This window comes from Campylobacter jejuni (assembly GCF_001457695.1).
Taxonomy (GTDB): domain Bacteria; phylum Campylobacterota; class Campylobacteria; order Campylobacterales; family Campylobacteraceae; genus Campylobacter_D; species Campylobacter_D jejuni.
Map to the genome: position 1 here is coordinate 734,574 of NZ_LN831025.1, position 23,844 is coordinate 758,417.

Annotated in this window: 23 protein-coding genes; 14 read left to right on the top strand and 9 right to left on the bottom strand. The window is 29.8% G+C overall.

Annotation, left to right across the window (positions count from 1 at the left end):
- Positions 1-25 precede the first annotated feature (25 nt).
- On the top strand, positions 26-1,333 hold the full coding sequence (locus AT682_RS03795; protein WP_016818247.1) for a Cj0814 family flagellar-dependent secreted protein: 1,308 nt from the start codon (positions 26-28) through the stop codon (positions 1,331-1,333).
- A 58-nt stretch (positions 1,334-1,391) separates the two neighbouring features.
- Here AT682_RS03795 and murF read toward each other — a convergent pair whose 3' ends face one another.
- The 6 genes from murF to AT682_RS03825 are packed head-to-tail and all read right to left on the bottom strand — an operon-like array spanning position 1,392 to position 7,252.
- Positions 1,392-2,819, bottom strand: a complete 1,428-nt coding sequence (gene murF, locus AT682_RS03800; protein WP_002860764.1) for a Mur ligase family protein — start codon at positions 2,817-2,819, stop codon at positions 1,392-1,394.
- Positions 2,820-3,539, bottom strand: a complete 720-nt coding sequence (gene estV / locus AT682_RS03805) for an EstV family lipase (protein ID WP_002883172.1) — start codon at positions 3,537-3,539, stop codon at positions 2,820-2,822.
- 1 nt (position 3,540) lies between these two features.
- Positions 3,541-3,756, bottom strand: a complete 216-nt coding sequence (locus AT682_RS03810; RefSeq protein ID WP_002852622.1) for a type II toxin-antitoxin system Phd/YefM family antitoxin — start codon at positions 3,754-3,756, stop codon at positions 3,541-3,543.
- 59 nt (positions 3,757-3,815) lie between these two features.
- Complete coding sequence (gene ddlA, locus AT682_RS03815) at positions 3,816-4,856, bottom strand: D-alanine--D-alanine ligase (protein WP_004306951.1); 1,041 nt, start codon at positions 4,854-4,856, stop codon at positions 3,816-3,818.
- 9 nt (positions 4,857-4,865) lie between these two features.
- A complete protein-coding gene (gene ruvA / locus AT682_RS03820; protein WP_002933558.1) occupies positions 4,866-5,417 on the bottom strand; it encodes a Holliday junction branch migration protein RuvA in 552 nt (183 codons plus the stop codon).
- Positions 5,393-7,252, bottom strand: a complete 1,860-nt coding sequence (locus AT682_RS03825) for a flagellar assembly protein A (RefSeq protein WP_004306956.1) — start codon at positions 7,250-7,252, stop codon at positions 5,393-5,395. The genes ruvA and AT682_RS03825 overlap by 25 nt, the downstream gene beginning before the upstream one ends.
- Before the next feature lie 103 nt (positions 7,253-7,355).
- Between AT682_RS03825 and murJ the strand changes: the two genes are divergently transcribed.
- The 7 genes from murJ to AT682_RS03860 are packed head-to-tail and all read left to right on the top strand — an operon-like array spanning position 7,356 to position 15,935.
- Entirely contained in the window at positions 7,356-8,807 is a 1,452-nt protein-coding gene (murJ, locus tag AT682_RS03830) for a murein biosynthesis integral membrane protein MurJ (RefSeq protein ID WP_052773687.1), read from the top strand.
- Complete coding sequence (gene cysS / locus AT682_RS03835) at positions 8,807-10,195, top strand: cysteine--tRNA ligase (RefSeq protein WP_002882895.1); 1,389 nt, start codon at positions 8,807-8,809, stop codon at positions 10,193-10,195. The genes murJ and cysS overlap by 1 nt, the downstream gene beginning before the upstream one ends.
- Positions 10,188-11,930, top strand: coding sequence for an ABC transporter ATP-binding protein (gene msbA, locus AT682_RS03840; protein WP_002882897.1), 1,743 nt, complete (start codon positions 10,188-10,190; stop codon positions 11,928-11,930). The genes cysS and msbA overlap by 8 nt, the downstream gene beginning before the upstream one ends.
- A 31-nt stretch (positions 11,931-11,961) precedes the next feature.
- On the top strand, positions 11,962-13,020 hold the full coding sequence (gene pyrD / locus AT682_RS03845) for a quinone-dependent dihydroorotate dehydrogenase (RefSeq protein WP_002882899.1): 1,059 nt from the start codon (positions 11,962-11,964) through the stop codon (positions 13,018-13,020).
- A complete protein-coding gene (locus tag AT682_RS03850; RefSeq protein WP_002882900.1) occupies positions 13,017-14,267 on the top strand; it encodes a M16 family metallopeptidase in 1,251 nt (416 codons plus the stop codon). Before pyrD ends, AT682_RS03850 begins: the two co-directional genes overlap by 4 nt.
- The gene (gene dapA / locus AT682_RS03855; protein WP_002882902.1) at positions 14,260-15,156 is read left to right on the top strand and encodes a 4-hydroxy-tetrahydrodipicolinate synthase; all 897 of its coding nucleotides are present in this window, start codon (positions 14,260-14,262) and stop codon (positions 15,154-15,156) included. The genes AT682_RS03850 and dapA overlap by 8 nt, the downstream gene beginning before the upstream one ends.
- A complete protein-coding gene (locus AT682_RS03860) occupies positions 15,156-15,935 on the top strand; it encodes an enoyl-ACP reductase (protein ID WP_002882904.1) in 780 nt (259 codons plus the stop codon). Before dapA ends, AT682_RS03860 begins: the two co-directional genes overlap by 1 nt.
- A gap of 40 nt (positions 15,936-15,975) precedes the next feature.
- Here AT682_RS03860 and AT682_RS03865 read toward each other — a convergent pair whose 3' ends face one another.
- A complete protein-coding gene (locus AT682_RS03865) occupies positions 15,976-16,281 on the bottom strand; it encodes a hypothetical protein (protein WP_002867958.1) in 306 nt (101 codons plus the stop codon).
- A gap of 11 nt (positions 16,282-16,292) precedes the next feature.
- Positions 16,293-16,889, bottom strand: a complete 597-nt coding sequence (locus AT682_RS03870; RefSeq protein WP_002873848.1) for an MBL fold metallo-hydrolase — start codon at positions 16,887-16,889, stop codon at positions 16,293-16,295.
- A 73-nt stretch (positions 16,890-16,962) separates the two neighbouring features.
- On the opposite strand from AT682_RS03870, the gene nadE reads away from it, so the two are divergent.
- The 6 genes from nadE (at position 16,963) to glnH (ending at position 23,032) form a co-directional block, all read left to right on the top strand.
- Positions 16,963-17,703 carry an NAD+ synthase gene (gene nadE / locus AT682_RS03875; RefSeq protein WP_002882905.1) on the top strand — a complete coding sequence of 247 codons (741 nt, stop codon included), beginning with the start codon at positions 16,963-16,965 and terminating at the stop codon, positions 17,701-17,703.
- A gap of 3 nt (positions 17,704-17,706) precedes the next feature.
- Positions 17,707-18,633 carry a tetraacyldisaccharide 4'-kinase gene (gene lpxK, locus AT682_RS03880; protein WP_002882906.1) on the top strand — a complete coding sequence of 309 codons (927 nt, stop codon included), beginning with the start codon at positions 17,707-17,709 and terminating at the stop codon, positions 18,631-18,633.
- Positions 18,630-20,042, top strand: coding sequence for a threonine synthase (gene thrC / locus AT682_RS03885; RefSeq protein WP_002882908.1), 1,413 nt, complete (start codon positions 18,630-18,632; stop codon positions 20,040-20,042). Before lpxK ends, thrC begins: the two co-directional genes overlap by 4 nt.
- A complete protein-coding gene (gene kdsB / locus AT682_RS03890) occupies positions 20,039-20,758 on the top strand; it encodes a 3-deoxy-manno-octulosonate cytidylyltransferase (protein WP_002882912.1) in 720 nt (239 codons plus the stop codon). The genes thrC and kdsB overlap by 4 nt, the downstream gene beginning before the upstream one ends.
- An 86-nt stretch (positions 20,759-20,844) precedes the next feature.
- Entirely contained in the window at positions 20,845-22,167 is a 1,323-nt protein-coding gene (locus AT682_RS03895) for a Cj0814 family flagellar-dependent secreted protein (protein ID WP_016818245.1), read from the top strand.
- A 94-nt stretch (positions 22,168-22,261) separates the two neighbouring features.
- Positions 22,262-23,032 carry a transporter substrate-binding domain-containing protein gene (gene glnH / locus AT682_RS03900; protein WP_002882346.1) on the top strand — a complete coding sequence of 257 codons (771 nt, stop codon included), beginning with the start codon at positions 22,262-22,264 and terminating at the stop codon, positions 23,030-23,032.
- A 15-nt stretch (positions 23,033-23,047) separates the two neighbouring features.
- On the opposite strand, the gene fliP is transcribed toward glnH, so the two are convergent.
- Positions 23,048-23,782, bottom strand: a complete 735-nt coding sequence (gene fliP / locus AT682_RS03905) for a flagellar type III secretion system pore protein FliP (RefSeq protein WP_002852529.1) — start codon at positions 23,780-23,782, stop codon at positions 23,048-23,050.
- Between the last annotated feature and the right edge of the window lie 62 nt (positions 23,783-23,844).

Here is a 23,844-nt window from a genome sequence, read left to right on the forward strand (position 1 = left end):
GAAAAATCTAAATTAAGGAATTAATATGAGTATCTTTAGCATCAATGATAACTCAAACTACGGCTCTATACTTTCACAAGCAAAAGCCAATAAAGAAAGTAAAGAAAATTCTAAAATAAGTTTTGCTAATGCTTTTTTAAAACAAAATGCTAGTAAATTAAATGAAATTCAAAATGCAAATTCACAAACTCTAGCAAGAAGTGAAGTATTAAATTCTACTAATATATCAAATACTAGCAATAATACTAATTTTAGTATAAGTAGTAAAACAAGTTCTCCCAACTATGATATATCAAGTGAGTTTAAAAACTCTATTTATACTCTAAAATACAAACAAGCAGATATAAGCACTTCTACCAATACAGCCTATGGTTATAGTGTAGATAAAGATGGTTATATGGGAAGTGATTTTAATAAGGCTGCAGGATTACCAAAAGATTTTAAGATACATAAATCTACTTTGGATGAGATTAAAAAAGCTGCCGAAAATGATCCTGTTGTTTCAAGTACAAAAGAATACTTAGGCGTAAGCGAGTATTATACTAATATCGATATGGCTGAAACCATAAAACAATATTATAATCTTTTTTCTAATGCTTTAGGTCAAAGTTTTCCAAATGATAAAACAAGTTTTAGCCAAGCAGATATAAATTCTATGCCTAAGGGAATTAGTGAATTATCATCTGATAAAACTATAGGTATTATGCCGAAAAATTATGATAAGCTAACAATAGCAAACTATTATAATACACAAGAACGATATAATGAAGCAGAACAATTAGGAATGTTTGGGCATGTTAACATAGGCTTACAACCATTAAATTTCACTCCGCAAAGTATGCAAACTCAAAATTTAGATAAAGACACTGCAATAGATACTTTTAATCCTGATATGTCAGTTTATCCACAAAATGAAGATGGAAGTTACTCTAAAGAGGCTTTGTTTATGAGTTTTTTAAAATCAACGGGTGTATCGCCAAGAGAAGGTAGTGCAACATTAAATCCTATAGCTAAGTCTTATGCTGAAGCTATGGCCAAAGAAAGCTTTGATGGATCATTAACTTCCTTAGATGACATCATGACAGGCAAAGTTGATTTTGCAAGTTTATTAAAAGGTTATGCACAAGATGGCTGGCTTGATGCAGATATATATGCAATGGAAAAAGGGGTTGCTTGGCAAAATACAAGTATAGGTTATGGTGGAGCTTGGTTTGATAGAGAATTTAATCAAGCAAAAGCTAATGGCTGGAAAGCAAGTAATGAAAGTATAAATTCTTTTGTAAATAATATAATGGATAGACTTAATAATCTTATAGGGCAGACTAGGGTTTAAAGAAGTATTTGCACGAAGTCAAATTGAAAATGATGACATTTGCAAATACTTATGCGAATCACATAAAGCTAGGTGCATCGTTTGAAAAGAGTATTAAATCTCCGTGTTTTGTTTCTTTAGCTAGAGTTTGAACTAGCTGACTCTTTTCTTTAAGTATAATGGTTTTTATTTTTAACTCTTTTTTGAAAATTTCAGCATTGATTTGTGCACTAATGATAGCAAGATCAAAACACTCATTGATGATTTTAGCAAGTTTTATATTTTCTTCTTCGCTTACTTCCACTATACCAGGACTTACTAAAACTTTGCGTCCTTTATAGCTTTTACAAAGTTTATAGCTTGTGCTCATACCTTTAAAATTTCCATTAAAACCATCATCTATAATAAATTTAGGCTCTCTTGAAAGCACTTGCAAGCGATGTTCTACGGAGTTTATATTTAAAACTTGCTTTTGAATTTTTTCTAGTTTTATGCCAAGATAATGAGCACAAAGTATACAAACACAAAGATTTTGCGCATTAAAATCCCCTAAAATTTGACTTTTAAAATCATAGGATTTATTTTCTATATCGATTTTAAATTCTAAACCTTCAAGACTTGAATGAATAAGACTTAATTTATCATCATAAAGGTTGATGAGCTTATCTTCTTCTTTTTGGGTGCTAGAGTGTAAAAAAGCCTTTTCTAGTCTTTTGGAATTTAAGGCTTCAAGTTTGGTTGAGCGGATATTTTCAACACTTTTAAAATACTCTAAATGTGCATTGCCTATCTCTCCTACTATGCTGATGTGAGGTTGTAAAAAACGCGTGATTTCATCAATATCGCCTTTAAGTCTAGCACCTGCTTCAGCTATGTAAATTTGAGTATCTTGGCTTAAATTGGTGTTGATATCAGCAACTATGCCTAGCAAGGTATTGACAGAGCGTGGTGTTTTGTAGCTTTTAAAGTCATCTTTTAAAAGTTCGTATAAAAAATTTTTAATACTTGTTTTTCCAAAACTTGCGGTAATGAGTATGATTTTTAAATTTTCATTGGCTCTTAGTTTGGCTTTGGCTTGTTTTTTATAATATAAATTTGTAAAAAACTCATAAATTTTAAGACTAAATAAAGCAAAAGGAAGGCTAAAAAGATTAAAAAGAAAAGAAAAACGCAAAGCAAGGATAGCAAAAATAGCATTATAAACAAAAACAAAAACAAAAAACCATTTAACCTTACTTGTAAAAACAAGCTTTTTATCTATACCTTTGTTCCAAAAATACAAAATCGGAGTATGGATCAATGCAAAATATGCCAAAGAGTATAAAGGAAAAGCTAAGAATAAAAAATAAGGAATAAATAAAAAATACAAATGCCACAAAGGTTTATGATAATGAAAAAACACGCGTTTAAATTTATAAGAATACCATTGTAAAGCACTCATAAGATAAAAAGCTATACAAAAATTAAAAAATAAAGAATTGATAAAATAAAGAGTATTGACAAGCATTTAAATTTCCTTAATTTTTTGAGCTATGAAAGCAGAATGTTTTAAAAAGAAAAAATGATCTCCCTCTAAAGGATAAAAAGTGCTATTTTTTAAAAATTGATGCATTTTTTCACCACAATACAAAGGCGTAGATTCATCGCTTTTCCCCCAAAAAACCAAGCTTTTAGCCTTTTGCTTGGCAAAAATTTCACTAAAATCCTCATCAACAACCCTTTTAAAGGTTTCATACATCATAGGACTAAGATTTGCTCCATCTTTACTAGCAAAATAGCGATAAAATTTTCCCAAACCAAAGAGTTTTAAAATTTTAAAAATACGGATTTTAAAACGCACTTTTGGGGATTTTTTAGCCAAAATTCCCGCACTTGAAAGTAAGATTAGAGTGTCTTTTTCTTTTGCGAGTAGGGTACTTACTTTTCCACCAAAAGAATGCCCCATGAAAAAACAGACATTGAGTTTTTTTTGTTTTAAAAAAAGTTCTGTGATATTGGCGTAATCTTGAGTGTTTAAAATTTCTTCCACGCTTGAATTTCCAAAACCCGCCAAATCCATATAAATTTGACAAAAATCTTTTAAAAAAGGACAAAAACTTTGCTTCATAAGTTCTTTATTAGCTCCCCAGCCGTGTAAGATAAGTATTTGCGGTAAGGAAAGATCGCCTAAAATTTCATAAGAAATTTGATAAGTTTTGTTTTTATAAGAAAGTTGAGTTTGAGCCATTTTAAGCCTTTTGATTTTTGTAGATATTTTCTAAAAGTTGCATGGCATTTTGTAAGCGTTCAAATTCTTTCATACTAAGCATTACAGCTTCAAATTTGTTATTTTTTAAAATAACTATTTTTCCACTTTCACTTTTTTTGAGTTTTTCCATAATGGGGCTAAAATTTCTTACCACCTCGGTGGCAGTGTAAATTTCATCTTGTTTAAAAGAGAGCATTTTTCTTCCTAAAATACGCTAAATTTTATGTATAATTTAGCGTATTTTGACTTAAAAGCTTATAATTTTCCTTTTTGTCCGTTGATGGAGTGAAGGAAGTTGTAGTTGATTTTTATCATTTTTTCAAGTGAAATTTGATCAGCTAAAGCGTTTAAAGTGGTATTAAAATCTTTAAAAAGATAATTAGCCAAAGAACCAGGATTTGGGTTGATTTCATTTAAATATGTTTCATTATCCAGTATAAAAAAATCGCAGCGTATTAAAGCACCTTTAAACAAAGGATTGTAGATCTTTTTAAAACTGTCTTCGAGTTTTTCTTTTAATTCTTCGCTTAAATCCGCTTCTATAAGCTCATTGTGTCCTGAAAAGCTAAGATATTTTTGTTCAAAGTCTAAAAATTCTTTTTTCTTTGGCTCTTCTATGATGGAAAAAACAAACTCATCATTGATCATACATCCTGCAAGATTGTATTCTTTGATATTGTTTTTAAATTCTTCCACTACAAGATCATTATCAAATTCAAAACCCACATCTTTGGCGTATTCTAAATCTTTTTCATCTTTTACTATACTAATACCTATGCTACTTCCAAGTCTTGCAGGTTTGATAATGCAAGGAAAATTAAGCTTTTCTTTAGAGTTTTGATTTTTTCTTAGCATGGTATAATCAAGTGTTTTTACTCCAACGCTTTTGGCATAAAGTTTGGTAAGTTCTTTGTTGAAAGATAATATACTAGCTTCAAGCCTAGGTCCTATAAATTTAATAGAATAAAACTCAAATAAAGCCGCAATTTTTCCATCTTCTCCATCTCTACCATGGATAAGATTGATCACGCATTCGCACTCTAGTTTATTTTCTTTTAAAAAGCCTTTGCTAAAAAAACCTCCTTGTTTGATGAAAAGTTCTTTTTCTTTTTTATAAGCTTTGGTGCTAAAAGTTTTAGAATTCATTTTTTCACTTGGGATATGATAAAATCTTCTTTCTTCATCACAAAAAATAAATTCTAAATTTTGATTGATAACTTTTTTAAGTACTACAGCACTTACTATACTGATCTCATGTTCATAAGAATTTCCGCCAAAAAGTATTGCAAATTTCATTTTATTCCTTTATCCTAGTTTTTTAAGAGCTTCTTTGATGAGTTCGCTTGTGCTTGTTGCTTGAGCACTTGCTAAAACACTTATGATTTTTTCTTGTTTAAAGCCTAGAGTAAGAAGTGCGGCTAAGGCTTCGCTTTTATCATCGCTTACATTTTCAAGTTTGGTTTTTGTGTCAGAAAGTTCTACTATAATGCGTTTTGCACTTTTTGGACCTATGCCAGGTACTTTTTTAAGCACGCTTTCATCGCCCAAACTTAACGCTTTGTAAAAAGAATTTACATCAAGACTAGAGCATACCGCCATAGCAGTATTTGCACCCACTCCATTGACTTTTAAAAGCATTTCAAACATTTTTTGTTCATCTTTATCCAAAAAGCCATAAAATTTATTAGAATCTTCTTTGATGATTTGAGTGATAAAAAACTCATGCTTTTCTTGAGTTTGAATTTTAGCAGAACAAAAAAGCGAAATAAATATCCCATAGCTTAAACCACTAGCGCATTTAACAATGATAAAAGTAGGTTCTTTTTTTGTGATTATTCCTTCGATGCCGACAACCATGCTATATCCTTTTCTTTATAATCTAATTTTTTATGTATTTCTATACTTTCTTGGTTGTTTTGTATGACTTTTTTAATGCCTATGAATTTAGCACTTTCATTAACAAATGAAGAGTAAAAAACATCTTCTTTAGGCTCTAGAAGTGAAAATTTGATCTCATTCATATCAGTCCATTTGCCGCTTTTATTTATAAAAGTTGCTTCAAAAAGCATTTTTTGCAAATTGATTAATTCTAATTGTAAAGATTTTTTGCGTTCAAGAAGTTCTTTTTCTTCATTTTGTAATTTATTTAATTCAAGATTTTGTAAAGAGAAATCTTTTAGGGCTTTTTCGTATTGTACAGGAACATTTTGACCTTGATTTTTAAGTTCTGTTATCTTTTTTTCAATGCTTAAAATTCCATTTTTGCTTGATAAAATGTATTGTCTTATTTTATTTATTTTATGATTTAACTTAGAAATTTGCTCTCCTAAAATCGCAAATTTTTCATCATAATTTTTATCAAGAGTTTTAATTTTAGCATGAAATTTATTATTATCCCCGTTGATGTGTTCTATTGTGGTGTTTTCAAAAAACACACAAGAATTATTACTTTCTAAATTTTCTATATATATTTTATCAGCTTGTATATTTCCACCTAAACTTTTTTTAATTCTCACTTCTTTGGCTTTGATTGTTCCCCCTTCGAGCAAATCTATATTTAAAATTTCGGCTTCTGCAAATCCCCTATGAGTTTTTATATAGGCTTGTTTGGCTTGAATTTTGGCTTTAGAGTGTGTAGTGCCTTCAATTTTCATTTTAGTGGCATTAAGTTGAGTGTTGCTTCCTACGCTTCCGACTACATTTAATTCTTCACATTCTATCCCAACGCCAGAATTTACAGCATCTTCTACTTCTGAAAGAAATTTTATATTGATTTTGACATTTTTGTCTAGTCCAGCTCTTATAATCCCTATATTTTTAAAATCTACTCCATGAAAATCTAGTTCATTGGCGATATCAAATTTTTCACCATCTTGTACTACATAACCTTTTTTTAAGGCTATATATTCTGTGTATCCATCTTGCTCTACTTGTTTAAAAGCCGAAGAACAAGAAAATTTAACTTTATTTTCATTTGCGGCTAAAACTTTTAAGGTGTGTAAATTTAAGTCTTTTCCTTCTTTACCTTGTTTAAATTTGGCGTGTTTTAAAACAACTTCATTTTCATCAACAACAATAATACCTGAGCGTTTTTCATCGATAGTGTAGTTTTTGGTTTTTTCTTTATAAGTCAAGATCAGGGATTCGTCTTGACTTTCTATAGGATCAATACCTTGTGCAACGGTGATTTGTATAGTTTTATTTAAAGGGGTATTTTTATGTTGGTTACAAAAAGACATTAAATTTTTCTTAAAATCAAAAATGCGGATACCTATTAAAAATTTAAGTTTCAACATCTTTTTATAAATATTTTGCAAAAGTTCTAGTGCTAGTTTTTCATGAAAGTCTAAATTTGTAAAATCAATTTGAGCCATTATTTTGGTTAAATTTTTATTCGCAACTAGTTTGACTGCTTGAGATGCTTTGCTTTGGTTTATACCATGGAAAATTTCTATTTTGTATTCTTGCTTGATTTGAAGATCGTTTTTTAAAAAAATTTCATCTTTATCAAAAAGAGTTAATTCTTTTTCAGAGATTTTTTCCCATTCTAAATCTCCAAAGCGATATTGTGTAGAAAATGCCAATAAACTAAAATCAAGCTCATTTAAGCTAAGGTTTGTTCGTGAAGTTACGCTTAAAAGCTCTCGAGCTGGATTTTCTGTATAGGCAATAATTTTTTCATCCAAAGCCAAAACTTTCCCCTTGTAAAAAATTAAGAATGTAATTATAGTCAATTTTTAATCAATTTTAGTTAAAATAGTTCTCTTTATATTTTGAAATTTATGAAAAAATTTAATGAAGAGTTTAGTATTTAAAAATTTTATTATCAATGCTTTAGGAATTTTATTTTCAAGAATTTTAGGGCTTGCTAGAGATGTTTTAATAGCACTTTTTTTAGGAGCAGGGCTTTATAGTGATATTTTTTTTGTGGCTTTAAAAATGCCTGCTTTTTTTAGAAGAATTTTTGCAGAAGGAGCTTTTGGACAAAGTTTTTTGCCTAATTTTGTAAAAGCGAAAAAAAAAGGAGCTTTTTGCGTTAGTGTAATGATGCAATTTAGCCTTATAGTTTTTTTATTTTGTCTTTTGGTAAGTTTTTTCTCCTCTTTTTTTACTAAGCTTTTTGCTTTTGGGTTTAACGCAGATACTATAGCTTTAGCAGCTCCTTTGGTGGCGATTAATTTTTGGTATTTGTTTTTTATTTTTTTAGTTACTTTTTTAGGAGCTATTTTAAATTATAGACAAAAATTTTTCATTACCTCTTTTTCTGCGGCATTATTTAACTTAAGTATTGTTATAGCTGCCTTTTTTGTGGATAAAAATGCACCGCAAAATACACTTTATTATTTTTCTTATGCAACGGTTTTAAGTGGGGTAGCACAGCTTATTTTACATTTGCTTGTTTTAAAAAACAATCCTGTAATCCGTGCTATGGCTTTAAGTATAAAATTTAAAAAAGCTAAGGCGAAATTACAAGGTTTTTATGGCAATTTTTTTCATGGAGTTTTAGGTTCTTCTGCGACTCAATTTAGCTCATTGCTTGATACAACCATAGCTAGTTTTTTAATGAGCGGGAGTATTTCTTATCTTTATTATGCAAATCGTGTCTTCCAACTCCCCCTTGCGCTTTTTGCTATCGCTTTAACTCAAGTTTCTTTTCCAAAAATTTTAAAACATTTAAAAAGTGATCAAGAAAATTTAGCCTTAAAATTTATGCAAAGAGCATTAGCGCTTTTAAGCATTTTGCTTATTGCTTCTAGTATTGTAGGTTCTGTATTTGCTTTGGAAATTTCAAAGCTTTTATTTGAAAGAGGAAATTTCACTCACGAAGATAGTGTGATTACGGCTTATGTTTTGATTGCTTATCTTATAGGGCTTTTACCTTTTGGTTTGCAAAAGCTTTTTTCTTTGTGGCTTTATGCAAAATTTAAACAAAAAACAGCAGCTTGGATCGCGGTAAAATCTTTAATTATCAGTGCTTTATGTTCTATGGCTTTTATATTTTTGATTAAAGATGAAAGTTTAAAGGTTATTGCAGTAGCACTTTCAAGCTCTATTAGTGCTTTTTATTTGCTTGGAGCTAATATCAAAGAATTTGGTTTTAAGAAATTTTTTGCTTTAATATCTATTAAAATTTGCTTATTGGTTATAGTTGCTTTGATTATTTTTACAATCTTACTTATTTTGGTTAAACCTTATATTTTAAGTTTTTTTATAGGAATTTTTACAAGTTTTAAAGGAGTTTTTTAATGAGATTATTAGACAGTGTAACAAAAGAGAAAATAAAACTTGATAAAAAAGATATTAGTATTTATTTATGCGGGCCTACGGTTTATGATGATGCACATTTAGGACATGCAAGAAGTAGTGTTTGTTTTGATCTTTTGCATAGGGTTTTACTTGCTCAGGGCAATAGGGTAAAATTTGCTAGAAATTATACAGATATTGATGATAAGATTTTGAAAAAAATGGCTCAAAGTGGTCAAACTTTAGAGGAAATTACGGAATTTTATATCAAAAGTTATGAAGAGGATATGAGGGTTTTAAATGTATTAGATCCTGATTTTAAACCTCGTGCAACGCATTATATAACAGCTATGCTTGATTTGATTAAAAAGCTTGCTAAGGATGGGTTTGTTTATACTCTAGAAGATGGAATTTATTTTGATACAAGTAAAGATGAAAAATATTTAAGCTTATCAAATCGCAATTTAGAAGAAAATATCTCTCGTCTAAGTAATGAAGTGCAAAAAAGAAATGAAAGTGATTTTGTGCTTTGGAAATTTGATGAAAATTTTTACGAAAGTGAATTTGGCAAAGGGCGTCCAGGTTGGCATACTGAATGTGTTGCTATGATTGATTCTATTTTTGAAAATACTCTTGATATACATGCTGGAGGGATAGATTTGCTTTTTCCTCATCATGAAAATGAAGCTACGCAATGTCGTTGTGGATGTAAGAGAAAATTAGCAAATATTTGGCTTCACAATGGTTTTGTAAAAATCGATGGTGAAAAAATGAGTAAAAGTTTAAATAATAGTTTTTTCATAAAAGATGCTTTAAAAGAATTTATGGGCGAGGCTTTAAGATTTTATCTTTTGAGTTCTCATTATAGATCTCATTTTAATTATTCTTTATCGGATTTAGAAAATGCTAAAAAACGTTTAGATAAATTTTATCGCCTTAAAAAAAGATTGGATTTAGGTGAAATTTCTGATTTTGATGTTTTAAATGATATTGAAATAAAAAGCGAAATTGCTAAGCAAATTTTAGAGATTTTAAATGATGATTTAAATATTTCTAAAGCCTTAGCTCTTTTGGATGATTTTATCAGTAGTGCAAATTTAGAGTTGGATAAAGAAAGCAAAAATAAAATTTTAAAACAAAATATCAAAGAAGCTTTAAGTGAGCTAGCTAAAATTTTTGGCTTTGGTTTTATGGATACAACTTTATATTTTCAATGGGGTGTAAGCAAAGAAGAACGAGAAGAGATTGAAAAGTTAATTTTAGAAAGAACTGAGGCTAAGAAAAACAAAGATTTTAACACAGCTGATGCAATAAGAGAGCAATTAAATAGTAAAAAAATCACTCTTTTAGATACTCCAAATGGAACAATTTGGGAGAAAATAAATGCATAATGAGATGAATTTAAAAGAGGTTTTAATACGCTTTAAGCCCTTTTATAAAAGATATTGGAAACAATTTGCTATAGCTATTTTTGGTATGATTTTAGCAAGCGGAGGAACTGCTGGAAGTTTTTATGCTTTAGAACCTATTTTAAATTATATTTTCGTTGAAAAAAATGAAGCTTTACTTTATACAGTGCCTTTTTTGCTAGTATTGATGTATTTTTTTAAAAATCTTGGAACTTATTTACAAAGTTTTTATGTTTCCTTTATAGGAACAGATATGTTAAGAGTATTGCGTGCTAGGGTTTTGAAAAATATTTTACGCTTGGATATGGATTTTTTTAAACGCTATAGAAGTGGAGAGCTTGTAAGTCGTTGTACTAATGATATTAATACACTTCAAAGTATAGTATCAAACATTATTCCTGATTTTTTTAGAGAGCTTTTAACTGCTATAGGACTGCTTGCGGTAGTCTTGTATCAAAGTCCTACTTTGGCTTTTTTTGCTTTAGTGATTTTGCCTTTAGCTATTTTTCCTTTGGTATGGTTTGCTAAAAAACTTAAAAAATATGCAAGAAATATACAAGAAACAAATTCGGATTTACTTTCTTATTTGGGTGAAATTTTTTCAAATATTGAATTGATCAAAGCTAATGATAATGAAAAAAAAGAAAGTGATAAATTTGCTAAGCATAATGATACTTTATGTAAATTAAACCTAAAATCCGCACGTATTGATGCACTTACAAGTCCTTTAATGGATATGATGGGTTCTGTTGGGGTTGCTGTGGTGATTATTGTAGGGGGTAGAGAGGTTATCAATGGTTCTATGAGTGTGGGAAGTTTTATCAGTTTTGTTTCGGCACTTTTTGCGATATATACTCCTTTAAAGCGTCTTTCGTCTTTATATGGAAAACTTCAAGGTGCTGTTGCGGCAAGTGAAAGAACTTTTTATTTATTGGATTTAGAACCTCAAATTAAAGGTGGAAGCAAAGAATTAAAAAACATTGAAAAAATTAGCTTTGAAAATGTTGAATTTGCTTATGAAAACCCGCATAAAAGTGTTTTAAAAGGCGTAAATTTTGATTTTGTTAAAGGGCAAATGCTTGCTCTTGTAGGGACAAGTGGGGGTGGTAAATCTTCTATTATTAATCTTTTGATGTATTTTTATGAAAAGCAAAAAGGTAAAATTTTACTTAATCAAGAAGATATTAGCACTTTTACCATAGAAAGCTTACATGCTAAAATAGGACTTGTAACGCAAAATATTTATCTTTTTAATGATAGTTTTGCTGCAAATATTGCTTATAGCGAAGAGTTAGAAGAAGAAAAAGTCATCCAAGCTTTAAAATTGGCCAATGCCTATGAATTTGTTAAAGAAATGGGCGGGATTTGGGCTGAAGTGAAAGAACATGGTAAGAACTTAAGTGGAGGGCAAAAACAAAGAATAGCAATCGCTAGAGCTTTATATAAAAATCCTGATGTGCTTATTTTTGATGAAGCAACTTCAGCTTTGGATAATGAAAGTGAAAAAGCAATAGTTAAAACTATAGAAAACTTAAAACAAGACAGATTGATTTTAGTGGTTGCACATCGTTTAAGCACTATAGAAAATGCAGATAAAATAGTAGTATTGGATAAGGGTAAAGTATTGGCAATAGGTAAAGATGAAGAGCTTTTGCAAACTTGTTCTTTATACCAAAAATTTAAAAGCAAAGAAAAAACAAAGCCTAGCTTTAGTTAATTTTAGTTAGAATTTTAAAAAGGATTAAAAAATGGCTTATGAAATGATAAAACCTTTACTTTTTAAGTTAAACCCTGAGCATGCACATGCTTTGGTTGAATATAGCTTAAGGGCTTTAAGTGCTAGTTTTCCAGGAGCTTTAAGTTTTTTAGCACACAAATATATAGTTGATGATGAGAGTTTAAGGCAAAATTTACTTGGACTTGATTTTAATAATCCTGTAGGTTTAGCAGGAGGCTTTGATAAAAATGCCACTATGATAAGACCTTTGAGTGCTTTAGGATTTGGCTTTTTGGAAGTGGGAACTTTTACTCCAAAACCCCAAGAAGGCAATGAAAAGCCACGCTTATTTAGACTTGTAAAACAAGAAAGTATACAAAATGCTATGGGTTTTAACAACGAAGGTGCTGAAAAGATTGCTTTAAGGCTTGCAAAAACTTATCCTTTTGTTTTGCCTTTAGGGGTAAATATAGGGAAAAATAAAATCACTCCAAATGACAAAGCCTTGGAGGATTATTTTACTTTGTTTAGAGATTTTAAGGATTTGTGTGATTATTTTATCGTTAATATCTCATCTCCTAATACTAAAAATTTAAGAGAGTTGCAAAATGATGATTTTTTAAATACCTTGCTTGAAGAAGCCAAAAAAATCACTTCTAAGCCTATTTTGATAAAAATTGCTCCTGATATGAAAATAGATGATGCTTTAAATTTATGTGAAAATGTCATTAAAAAAGGTGCAGATGGATTTATATTAGCCAATACTAGTGTTGATTATAGCTTGCTAGATAATAATCGTACTTTTGGCGGTATTAGCGGAAGGCTGATTACGGAAAAAAGTGGTATTTTTTTCAAAGAAGTAGCTAAAATTCTTTTTGGCAAAACCTTGCTTATTGCAAGTGGAGGGATTGATAGTGCTGATATTGCTTATGAGCGTATTAAAAATGGGGCTAATTTGGTGCAAGTTTATACAGCTTTGATTTTTAAAGGTCCTTCTTTGGTAAAAAATATCAATCAAAATCTTATAGAGTTTTTAAGAAAAGATGGTTTTTTACACATTAGTGAAGCTGTTGGGGTAAATTTAAAATGATTGCTTATGAAAAAATTCAATTGAAAAACAAGCTTGAAATTTATGCTTTGCCTGTAAATAAAAATAGTGATGTGATTAGCGTTGATATTTTTTATAAAGTGGGTTCAAGAAATGAGATCATGGGAAAAAGCGGCATAGCTCATATGTTAGAACATTTAAATTTTAAAAGTACTAAAAATTTAAAAGCTGGCGAATTTGATGAGATTGTTAAGGGTTTTGGTGGTGTGAATAATGCAAGCACAGGTTTTGACTATACTCATTATTATATTAAATGTGCGAAGAAAAATTTAGATAAAGCTTTCGAGCTTTTTGCTGAACTTATGGCGAATTTAAATTTAAAAGATGAAGAATTTCAGCCTGAAAGAGCGGTAGTTTTAGAAGAGCGTAGATGGAGAACAGATAATAATCCTTTAGGATATCTTTATTTTAGGCTTTTTAATCACGCATTTATGTATCATCCTTATCATTGGACTCCTATAGGTTTTTTTAAAGATATAGAAAATTGGAGTATTGAAGATATTAAAGAATTTCACAGTATTTACTATCAACCTAAAAATGCGATTTTACTTGTAAGTGGCGATATAGAAAGTAAAGAAGTTTTTGAGCTTTCAAAAAAACATTTTGAAAAGATTAAAAATACTAAGACTATGCCTAAAATTCACACAAAAGAGCCTAAGCAAGATGGAGCAAAAAGAATATATTTGCATAAAAACTCAGATACTGAACTATTAGCCCTTGCTTATAAAATTCCAAATTTCAAGCACAAAGATATACCTGCTTTAAATGCTTTATCCGAGCTTTTAGGAAGTGGGAAAAGTTCTTTAATGAGTGAAATTTTGATTGATAAATTAAATTTAATCAATGATTATTATGCTTATGTTAATGATTGTATAGATGAAAATTTATTTATTTTTATTTGTAATTGTAACCCCAATGTTAATGCAGAAAAAGTAGAAAAAGAGCTTTTAAAAATCATTGATAAGCTTAAAATGGGTAAAATTTCTCAAAAAGATTTGCAAAGAGTGAAAAATAATGTCAAAAGCGATTTTATTTTCTCATTTAACAATGCTAGTGCAGTGGCAAATATTTATGGTTCATATCTAGCAAGAGGAGATATCAATCCTTTGTTAAATTATGAGAAAGATATACAAAATTTGGAATTAAAAGATTTGATTTCTTGTGCTAAAAAATATTTTATTCAAGAAAATTCAACTACGGTAATTCTAAGAAAGGATTCAAATGGATAAAAATATTATTATTGGGGCGATGACGGCTCTTATTACACCATTTAAAAATGGAAAAGTTGATGAGCAAAGTTATGCAAGATTGATTAAAAGACAAATAGAAAATGGCATCGATGCAGTAGTTCCAGTAGGAACAACAGGAGAAAGTGCAACTTTAACCCATGAAGAACATAGAACTTGCATAGAAATAGCCGTTGAGACTTGCAAAGAAACTAAAGTTAAGGTTTTAGCAGGTGCGGGAAGTAATGCAACTCATGAGGCAGTGGGTTTGGCTAAATTTGCTAAAGAGCATGGTGCTGATGGGATTTTAAGTGTGGCACCGTATTATAATAAACCTACACAACAAGGACTTTATGAGCATTATAAGGCTATTGCACAAAGTGTAGATATTCCTGTGCTTTTATATAATGTTCCAGGAAGAACAGGTTGTGAAATTTCAACGGATACTATTATCAAGCTTTTTAGAGATTGTGAAAATATTTATGGAGTAAAAGAAGCGAGTGGAAATATCGATAAGTGTGTGGATTTGCTTGCGCACGAACCTAGAATGATGCTTATTTCAGGGGAAGATGCGATCAATTATCCTATACTTTCAAATGGCGGAAAGGGAGTGATTTCAGTAACTTCAAATTTATTACCCGATATGATTAGCACTTTAACTCATTTTGCTTTAGATGAAAATTATAAAGAAGCTAAAAAAATCAATGATGAGCTTTATAATATCAATAAAATTTTATTTTGCGAAAGTAATCCTATTCCTATTAAAACGGCTATGTATATAGCTGGATTGATAGAAAGTTTGGAATTTAGACTTCCCCTTTGTCCTCCAAGTAAGGAAAATTTTGCTAAAATTGAAGAAGTGATGAAAAAATATAAGATTAAAGGATTTTAATGAATACAGAATTTCAAGGAAAAACTTTAGTAATTAGCGGTGGAACTCGCGGGATAGGCAAAGCTATAGTTTATGAATTTGCTAAAGTGGGTGTAAATATAGCTTTTACTTATAATTCTAATGTGCAAATTGCTGATGAAATGGTTCAAGATTTGGAGAAAAATTATAAAATCAAAGCTAGAGCTTATGAGTTTAATATTTTAGAACCTGAAACTTATAAAGAACTTTTTGAAAAAATTGATGTGGATTTTGATAGAGTGGATTATTTTATCTCAAATGCTATCATTTCAGGACGTGCGGTTGTAGGTGGTTATACTAAATTTATGAAGTTAAAACCAAAGGGAATTAATAACATTTTTACAGCCACAGTAAATGCTTTTGTTGTGGGCGCACAAGAAGCAGCTAAAAGGATGGAAAAAGTAGGGGGTGGAAGCATTATTTCTATCTCATCTACAGGAAATTTAGTGTATATAGAAAATTATTCAGGTCATGGTACAGCAAAAGCCGCTGTAGAAGCTATGGCAAGATATGCGGCTACTGAACTTGGAGAAAAAAATATCCGTGTAAATGTCGTAAGTGGTGGGCCTATTGAAACTGATGCTTTAAGAGCTTTTACAAATTATGAAGAAGTAAAACAGGCTACTATAAATTTAAGCCCTTTAAATCGCATGGGGCAGCCTGAAGATTTGGCTGGAGCATGTCTTTTTCTTTGTTCAAGTAAGGCAAGTTGGGTGACAGGACATACTTTCATCGTTGATGGTGGTACAACTTTTAAATAAAAATTAAGAAAAATCAATGGATTTTTCTTAAAAATATTTTTCAATCAAGTTTTAATTTCCACCCTAAAAAAACACTTAATAATGCAAGTAAAAAAATAAAATTTAAAGTCCAATTACCAAAACCTATAAAACCTATAGATAATACGCTGTAAAAAAATCCTCCTACAGCTGAATAAATACAAATCGTACTTAAAGATCCATTTTCTGCCATTTTTTTACATGGGCAGATTTTATAAAATTTTTTATCATTAAATTGATTTTTCTTTTTATTTCCCAAAAATAAACCAAAAAGGGCAAAAAGATTTAAAAAAATAAAAGCATATAATAAAATTTGATCTAATTCCATTTTAATATACCTTAAAAATATCTAAGCCAAGAGGGTAGATGGACTTGCTCTTCTTTTAAAGTAGTTTCTTGTCCATGTCCTGGCAAAAGTTTAAAATCTTCTTTGTAAGTCATAACTTTTTCTAAGCTTTGTTTCATTAAATTTGCATCTGAATAAGGAAAATCCCATCTTCCTATGCTTCTATAAAATAAAAAATCTCCACTAAACATGATATTTTTACCTACAATTTCTATCATAGTGCAACCTGGTGTATGTCCTGGTAAAAAGTGAAATTTAAAGTCAAGTCCGCCTATAGAAATGATATTTTCATCATCAATCAAATAATCCGCTTTGCTAGGCATAAAACCTTGATTAAAAGGATCTTCAAGCATAAAAGTATCATTTTTATGAATATAAATGGGGATTTGATAGGCTTGTTTTACTTTTTCATTATCCCAAACATGATCGTAATGTCCGTGAGTGTTTAAAATCGCTAAAGGATTTTTTACATGTTTTTTGATAAAATTTAGCGCATCAAAACCAGGATCAATTATAATTTCTCCATGCTCACCAAATAAAATATAACAATTTGTCTCATAAGCTCCACAAGCTTGTTTGATAATTTGCATTTTTTACCTCTTTAATAAAAAATTTGCCTTAAATAAATATAATTATACATTAAATTTTTAAAAGGCAAGCTTTATGGATTGGCAAAAGATTACGGAAAAAATGTGTGATTTTATACAAGAAAAAGTGAAAAATTCTCAAAGTCAAGGTGTGGTTTTGGGGCTTAGTGGTGGGATTGATTCTGCTTTAGTAGCAACACTTTGCAAAAGAACTTTAAAAGAGAATGTTTTTGCTCTTTTAATGCCAACTCAAATTTCAAATAAAGCCAATCTTGAAGATGCTTTAAGGCTTTGTGCGGATTTAAATCTTGAATATAAAATCATAGAAATTCAAAGCATTTTAGATGCTTTTATAAAGCAAAGTGAAAATACTACTCTAGTATCTTTGGGAAATTTTGCAGCGCGTATTAGAATGAGTTTGCTTTATGATTATTCTGCCTTGAAAAATTCTTTAGTCATAGGTACTTCTAATAAAAGTGAATTGCTTTTAGGTTATGGTACGATTTATGGAGATTTAGCTTGTGCTTTTAATCCTATAGGATCGCTTTATAAAAGTGAAATTTATGCCTTAGCAAAATACCTTAACTTGCATGAAAATTTTATCAAAAAAGCTCCAAGTGCGGATCTTTGGGAAAATCAAAGCGATGAAGCGGATTTGGGTTTTTCTTATGCAAAAATCGATGAAGGTTTAAAAGCCTTAGAAACTAATGATGAAAAGCTTTTAAAAACACTGGATTCTTCTTTGATTGCCATGCTAAAAAATCGCATGCAAAAAAATGCTTTTAAGGGAAAAATGCCTGAAATTTTGGAAATTTAAACAATGAGTGAAGAAAAAAATTATGAACTTTGGCTTGATAATTATTTTTTTAAGCCCAATTTTTGGCAAAAATGCCTTGCTTTTATACTTTTACCTTTAAGTGTGCTTTATGCTTTTTTTGCGATTTTAAATACTTTTTTTCGTAAAAAAATAGTTTTTAAAAAACCTGTTATTAGCGTTGGTAATTTAAGTTTTGGAGGTAATGGAAAAACCCCGCTTTGCAAAGCTATAGCAAGGGAATTTGATGGCGTTTTTATAGTGCTTAGGGGCTATAAAAGAAAATCTAAAGGTTTGTTTGTTGTTAAAAATCAAAATGAAATTTTATGCACCTTAGCACAAAGTGGCGATGAAGCTATGGAGTATGCTTTTGAAGAAAATATCAAAGGTGTGATTGTGAGCGAAGATAGAGTAAAAGGTATTGAAAAAGCTTTTGAGTTGGGAGCTAAAATCGTTGTACTTGATGATGCTTTTTCTAAATTTCATATTAAAAAATTTGATATTTTACTTGAAAGTAAAATCAAACCTTATTTTAATTTTACTTTGCCAAGTGGGGCTTATCGTTTGCCAAAATTTTATGAAAAAAGGGCTGATTTTATTGCATTAGAAGGCAGGGATTTTGTGCGTTATTCTTTTGTAAAAGAAAATCCAAAGGCTGTTTTGGTAACTGCTATTGCTAAATCTTTTAGATTGTATGAGCATTTTATCAAAGCAAGGGCTTGTTATTTTTTTAAAGATCATTATGAGTTTAAAAAAGAAGAACTAGAAAATTTGCTAAAAAAACATAATTGCGATACACTAATGCTTACTTTTAAGGATTTTGTTAAAGTTAAAGATTTTGGTTTTAAATGTCAAATTATAGAATTAAATATAGAATTAAAAGATTCGTTAAGAGAAAAAATAAAAACTTATATCAAGGAGTTTGAACAGTGAAATTGGTCGAGAGTAGAAATGTAAATAATGTATCAAGTTTTAAGGAAGCTTTGATTAACCCAAACGCTCCAGAAGGAGGGCTTTACTCACCTTTAAATTTACCTATTTTTGAAGGAGAAAAATATGCCAATTTGTCTTATAAAGATTTTGCTTTAAAGCTTATAGAAAGTTTTGGTTTTGGCGAAGAAGAGTTTTTTAAAAAGGCTTTGAAAAGTTACGAAAGCTTTGATGATAAAAATACGCCTATTTCTTTGCAAAAAATCGCTGAAAAAACCTATATTAACGAGCTTTGGCATGGGCCTACAAGAGCTTTTAAAGATATGGCTTTACAGCCTTTTGGCGTGCTTTTAAGCGAATTTTCAAAGGATAAAAATATTTTAATTATCTGTGCTACAAGTGGCGATACAGGACCTGCAACCCTAAAAAGCTTTGAAAATGCAAAAAATGTTAAAGTAGCTTGTATGTATCCAAAAGGTGGCACAAGTGGAGTTCAAGAGTTGCAAATGCGAGCTTTAGATAAGGATAATTTGAAAGTTTTTGCCATAGATGAGGATTTTGACGCAGCGCAACGCACTTTAAAAGAATTGCTTTTTTCAAAAGATTTTCAAAACGAAATTAAAGCTTTAAATTATGAGCTTTGCGCAGCTAATTCTGTAAATTTTGGGCGTATTTTATTTCAGATTATTTATCATTATTATGCGAGTTTAAAACTTTTTAATGAGTTTTTAGAAGAAGTGCAAATTATCGTTCCAAGTGGAAATTTTGGCAATGCTTTAGGGGCTTTTTATGCTAAAAAAATGGGAGCTAAAATTTCAAAAATCAAAATCGCTTCAAATGTGAATAATATTTTGAGTGAATTTTTTAATCATGGCGTTTATGATTTGCGTGAAAAAAGTCTTAAGAAGACTATTTCTCCAGCTATGGATATACTTGTTTCATCTAATATCGAAAGACTTTTGTTTGCGAAATTTAAAGATAAAAGAACCAAAGAACTGATGAATTTGTTGAAAAATGAGAGATATTTTAAACTTGAAAAAGAAGAATTGCAAAGTTTGCAAGAAGATTTTGAGGCGGATTTTTGCACCGATGAAGAATGTATGCAATTTATCAAACAAAGCAAGATTTTAATCGATCCGCACACCGCAACTTGTTTTAAAATGCTTGATCCTTTAAAACCTAGCATTATTACCTCTACAGCAGAATGGACAAAATTTACTCCAAGTATGATAAAAGCTTTATATGATAGGGATTCTAAGAATGAAAAAGAAGATTTAAAATTTATAGCTAAAGAGTTTAATGTCCAAGTTAAAGATGAAATTTTGGCTTTATTTGACTTGAAAAATAGCGATGAAAAGGTATTTGAAGCCAAAAATATAAAAAAAGAAATTTTAAATTGGATGCAAAAATGATTATTATTCCTGCAAGATTAAAATCAAGTCGTTTTCATGAGAAAATTTTATGCGATATAGGTGGAGTGCCTATGTTTGTGGCTACTGCAAGAAGAGTAAGTAGCGTGGATGAAGTTTGTATAGCTTTAGACGATGAAAAGGTTTTAAGTATCGCTAAAGAATATGGTCTAAATGCGGTTTTAACAAGCAAAGATCATGAAAGCGGTACGGATAGGATTAATGAAGCTTGCAAGAAACTATCTTTAAAAGATGATGAGATTATTATCAATGTCCAAGCTGATGAACCTTTTATAGAATGTGAAAATTTATTAAAATTTAAAGAATTTTCAAGTTCTTGCTTGGATAAAAAAGCTTTTATGGTGAGTTGTTATAAAAAAATCACCCAAGAAGAAGCTATGGATCCTAATCTGGTTAAAGTGCTTTGCGATAAAGAAGGGTATGCCTTGTATTTTTCAAGAGCTAAAATCCCTTATGAAAGAGAAAATTACGAGGAAAGTTTTAAAGGGCATTTAGGCATTTATGCTTATAGTGTCAAAGCTTTAAGGGAGTTTTGTTCTTTATCAAGTTCTGCACTTGAAAGAGCGGAAAAATTAGAGCAGTTAAGAGCTATAGAAAATGGTAAAAAAATCAAAATGCTTGAAATATCAACAACAAGCATGGGGATTGATACTAAAGAAGACTATGAAAGGGCTTTAAAAATTTATTTAGAAAAATAACTCTACCCCAAAACGAAACAGATTTTGCTTATATTATTTTAATATATTTAGATTGAAGGCAGAAAAATCTAAATTAAGGAATTAATATGAGTATCTTTAGCATCAATGATAACTCAAATTATAATTCTATACTTTCACAAGCAAAAGCCAATAAAGAAAGTAAAGAAAATTTTAAAATAAGTTTTGCTAATGCTTTTTTAAAACAAAATGCTAGTAAATTAAATGAAATTCAAAATGCAAATTCACAAACTCTAGCAAGAAGTGAAGTATTAAATTCTACCAATACAACAAATACTAGCAATAACACTAATTTTAGTATAAGTAGTAAAACAAATTCTCCTAATTATGATATATCAAGTGAATTTAAAAACTCTATTTATACTCTAAAATATAAACAAGCAGATATAAGTAATAATACAGCCTATGGCTATAGTGTAGATAAAAATGGTTATATGGGAAGTGATTTTAACAAAGCTGCAGGATTACCTGAAGATTTTAAGATACATAAATCTACTTTGGATGAGATATATAACTTTAATGAAGCACAATATCAAGATATAAAAGAACAGCTAGGAATTTCTCGCTATTTTACCAATATCGATATGGCTGATACCATAAAACAATACTATAATCAATTTAATCAAATTGTTAATCATACTTTTAATGATACCAATAAAACAAGTTTCACTGAAGCAGATATAAATTCTATGCCTAAGGGTTATATTTCTGTTGGATATAAAGGTTTAGATTTTTTAGATCAATCCAATCCTTATAATGCATTAGGACTAGTTAATCATTCTAACACAAAAGTAACTAATGTTTTTAAAACAGATGATGAATTTCATGAAGCTCAAGCAATACAAATGGGAATGATGGGTATTGATTTTTATCCGCAAAAATTAAATATATCAACTCAAAGTTTATCACAAGGAGCTTTAATGGAAGGTGGATTTAATCCTGATATGTCAGTTTATCCACAAAATGAAGATGGAAGTTATTCTAAAGAAACTTTGTTTATGAGCTTTTTAAAATCAGAAGGTGGTTATATGGTTGCAGGAAAAAATACAACTATTGCACCGCAAGCAATGAATTATAATCTTAATGTTGCTAAACAAAGTATTCCAAAATACTCTAATGTAGATTTCGATGACATTATGACAGGCAAAGTAGATTTTGCAAGTTTATTAAAAGGCTATGCGCAAGATGGTTGGCTTGATGCAGATATATATGCAATGGAAAAAGGAGTTGCTTGGCAAAATACAAGCATAGGCTATGGTGGAGCTTGGTTTGATAGAGAATTTAATCAAGTAAAAGCTAATGGTTGGAAAGCAAGTAACCAAAGTATAGACTCTTATGTTAATTCTATAATGGATAGACTTAATAATCTTATAGGACAAACTAGGGTTTAGGAAGTATTAATTTTTTAAGTTTGAAATAAATTGCTAATAACAAAATAAGATAAAATTAGTATAATTTTTTTACAAAAAAATTTGAAAGGAAATTATGAAAAAAATTATTTTGATTTTTATCTCTTTTTTTGCTTTAAATTTGAGTGCAAAAGATTTGGTTGTAGGAATGGAGCTTGGATATCCGCCTTTTGAAATGAGCGATAAAACAGGCAAAGCAAGTGGAATTAGCGTGGATTTTTTAGAAGCTTTTGCAAAGAAAAACGGCTATAAACTTGTAGTAAAAAATACCGCTTGGGATGGTTTAATACCTGCTTTAAAAACAGCCAAGATAGATCTTATTATGTCCTCTATGACAATTACCGATGAGAGAAAGAAAGTGGTGGATTTTAGCATTCCTTATGCTAAGGCAAATTTGGCTATTTTAACTCCTTTGAACTCTGATATTACAAATATCAAAGATTTAGATAAAAAGGGCAAAGTTTTGGCTTTAAAGCGTGGTTCTACAGGGCATTTATATGCGGTTAAAAATTTAAAAAATGCAACTATTAATTTATTTGATAAAGAAAATGCTGCTATTTTGGAAGTGATTCAAGGTAAGGCTGATGGATTTTTTTATGATCAACTTACGATTTATCGCACTTGGCAAAAACATCAAGATACAACTAGAGCCATTTTGGCACCTTTTCAAGAAAATTCTGAGTTTTGGGGTATAGCAGTGCAAAAAGGTAATGCAGAACTTAAAAAAGAGCTTGATGAATTTATTGCAGAAAGCAAAAAAGATGGGCTTTTTGATTCTTTAGGAGAAAAATATCTTAAAGATGTTAAAGATACTTTTAAAAAGAATAATTTAGAATTCTTTTTCTAAGAAGGATTTTCCTTCTTAGGTTACAAAGCTTTCCACAAGCCTTTGCACTAGCAAATTCCATCCATCCACTAATACAAAAATTAAGAGTTTAAAAGGTAAAGAGATCATAGTAGGAGGTAGCATCATCATACCCATAGCCATTAAAACTGAGCTTACAACCATATCTATGACTAAAAAGGGTAGGTAGATTAAAAACCCTATTTCAAAAGCGGTTTTAAGCTCTGAAATCATAAAAGCAGGAACTAAAACCGTAAGGGGAACATCATCTATGGTTTTGGGATTGGGTAGATTGCGTATGCGATAAAAAAGGGCTAAATCTTTTTCTCGAGTATTTTTAAGCATAAAATCTTTAAAAGGCTTTGCTCCTTTTATAAAAGCCTCTTCATAGCCTATTTTTTCTGCTAAATAAGGTTTTATACCTTCATTATAGGATTTTGTAGCTACAGGTTCCATGATAAAAAAAGTTAAAATTAAAGCCAAGGTTACTAAAATAGTGTTAGGTGGCATACTTTGCGTCCCCATAGCTTGTCGCAAAAATGAAAATACCACAATAAGACGCAAGAAAGAAGTCATAACAAAAACTATACTTGGAGCGAGCGCAAGTATGGTTAAAACAATCACTATATTTAAAGTAGTAACAAGCTGATTAGGTGTATTGGGTGCACTTAAGCTTAAATTTACTGTAGGAATAGTTGCTTCAGCAGCAAATAAGCTCATGCTTAAAAGTAAAAATAATAATATTTTTTTCAAAATTTAAAAACCTTTTTTTGTTTTTTACTAAAGAAATTTAAATTTTATCTTTTGATGACTAA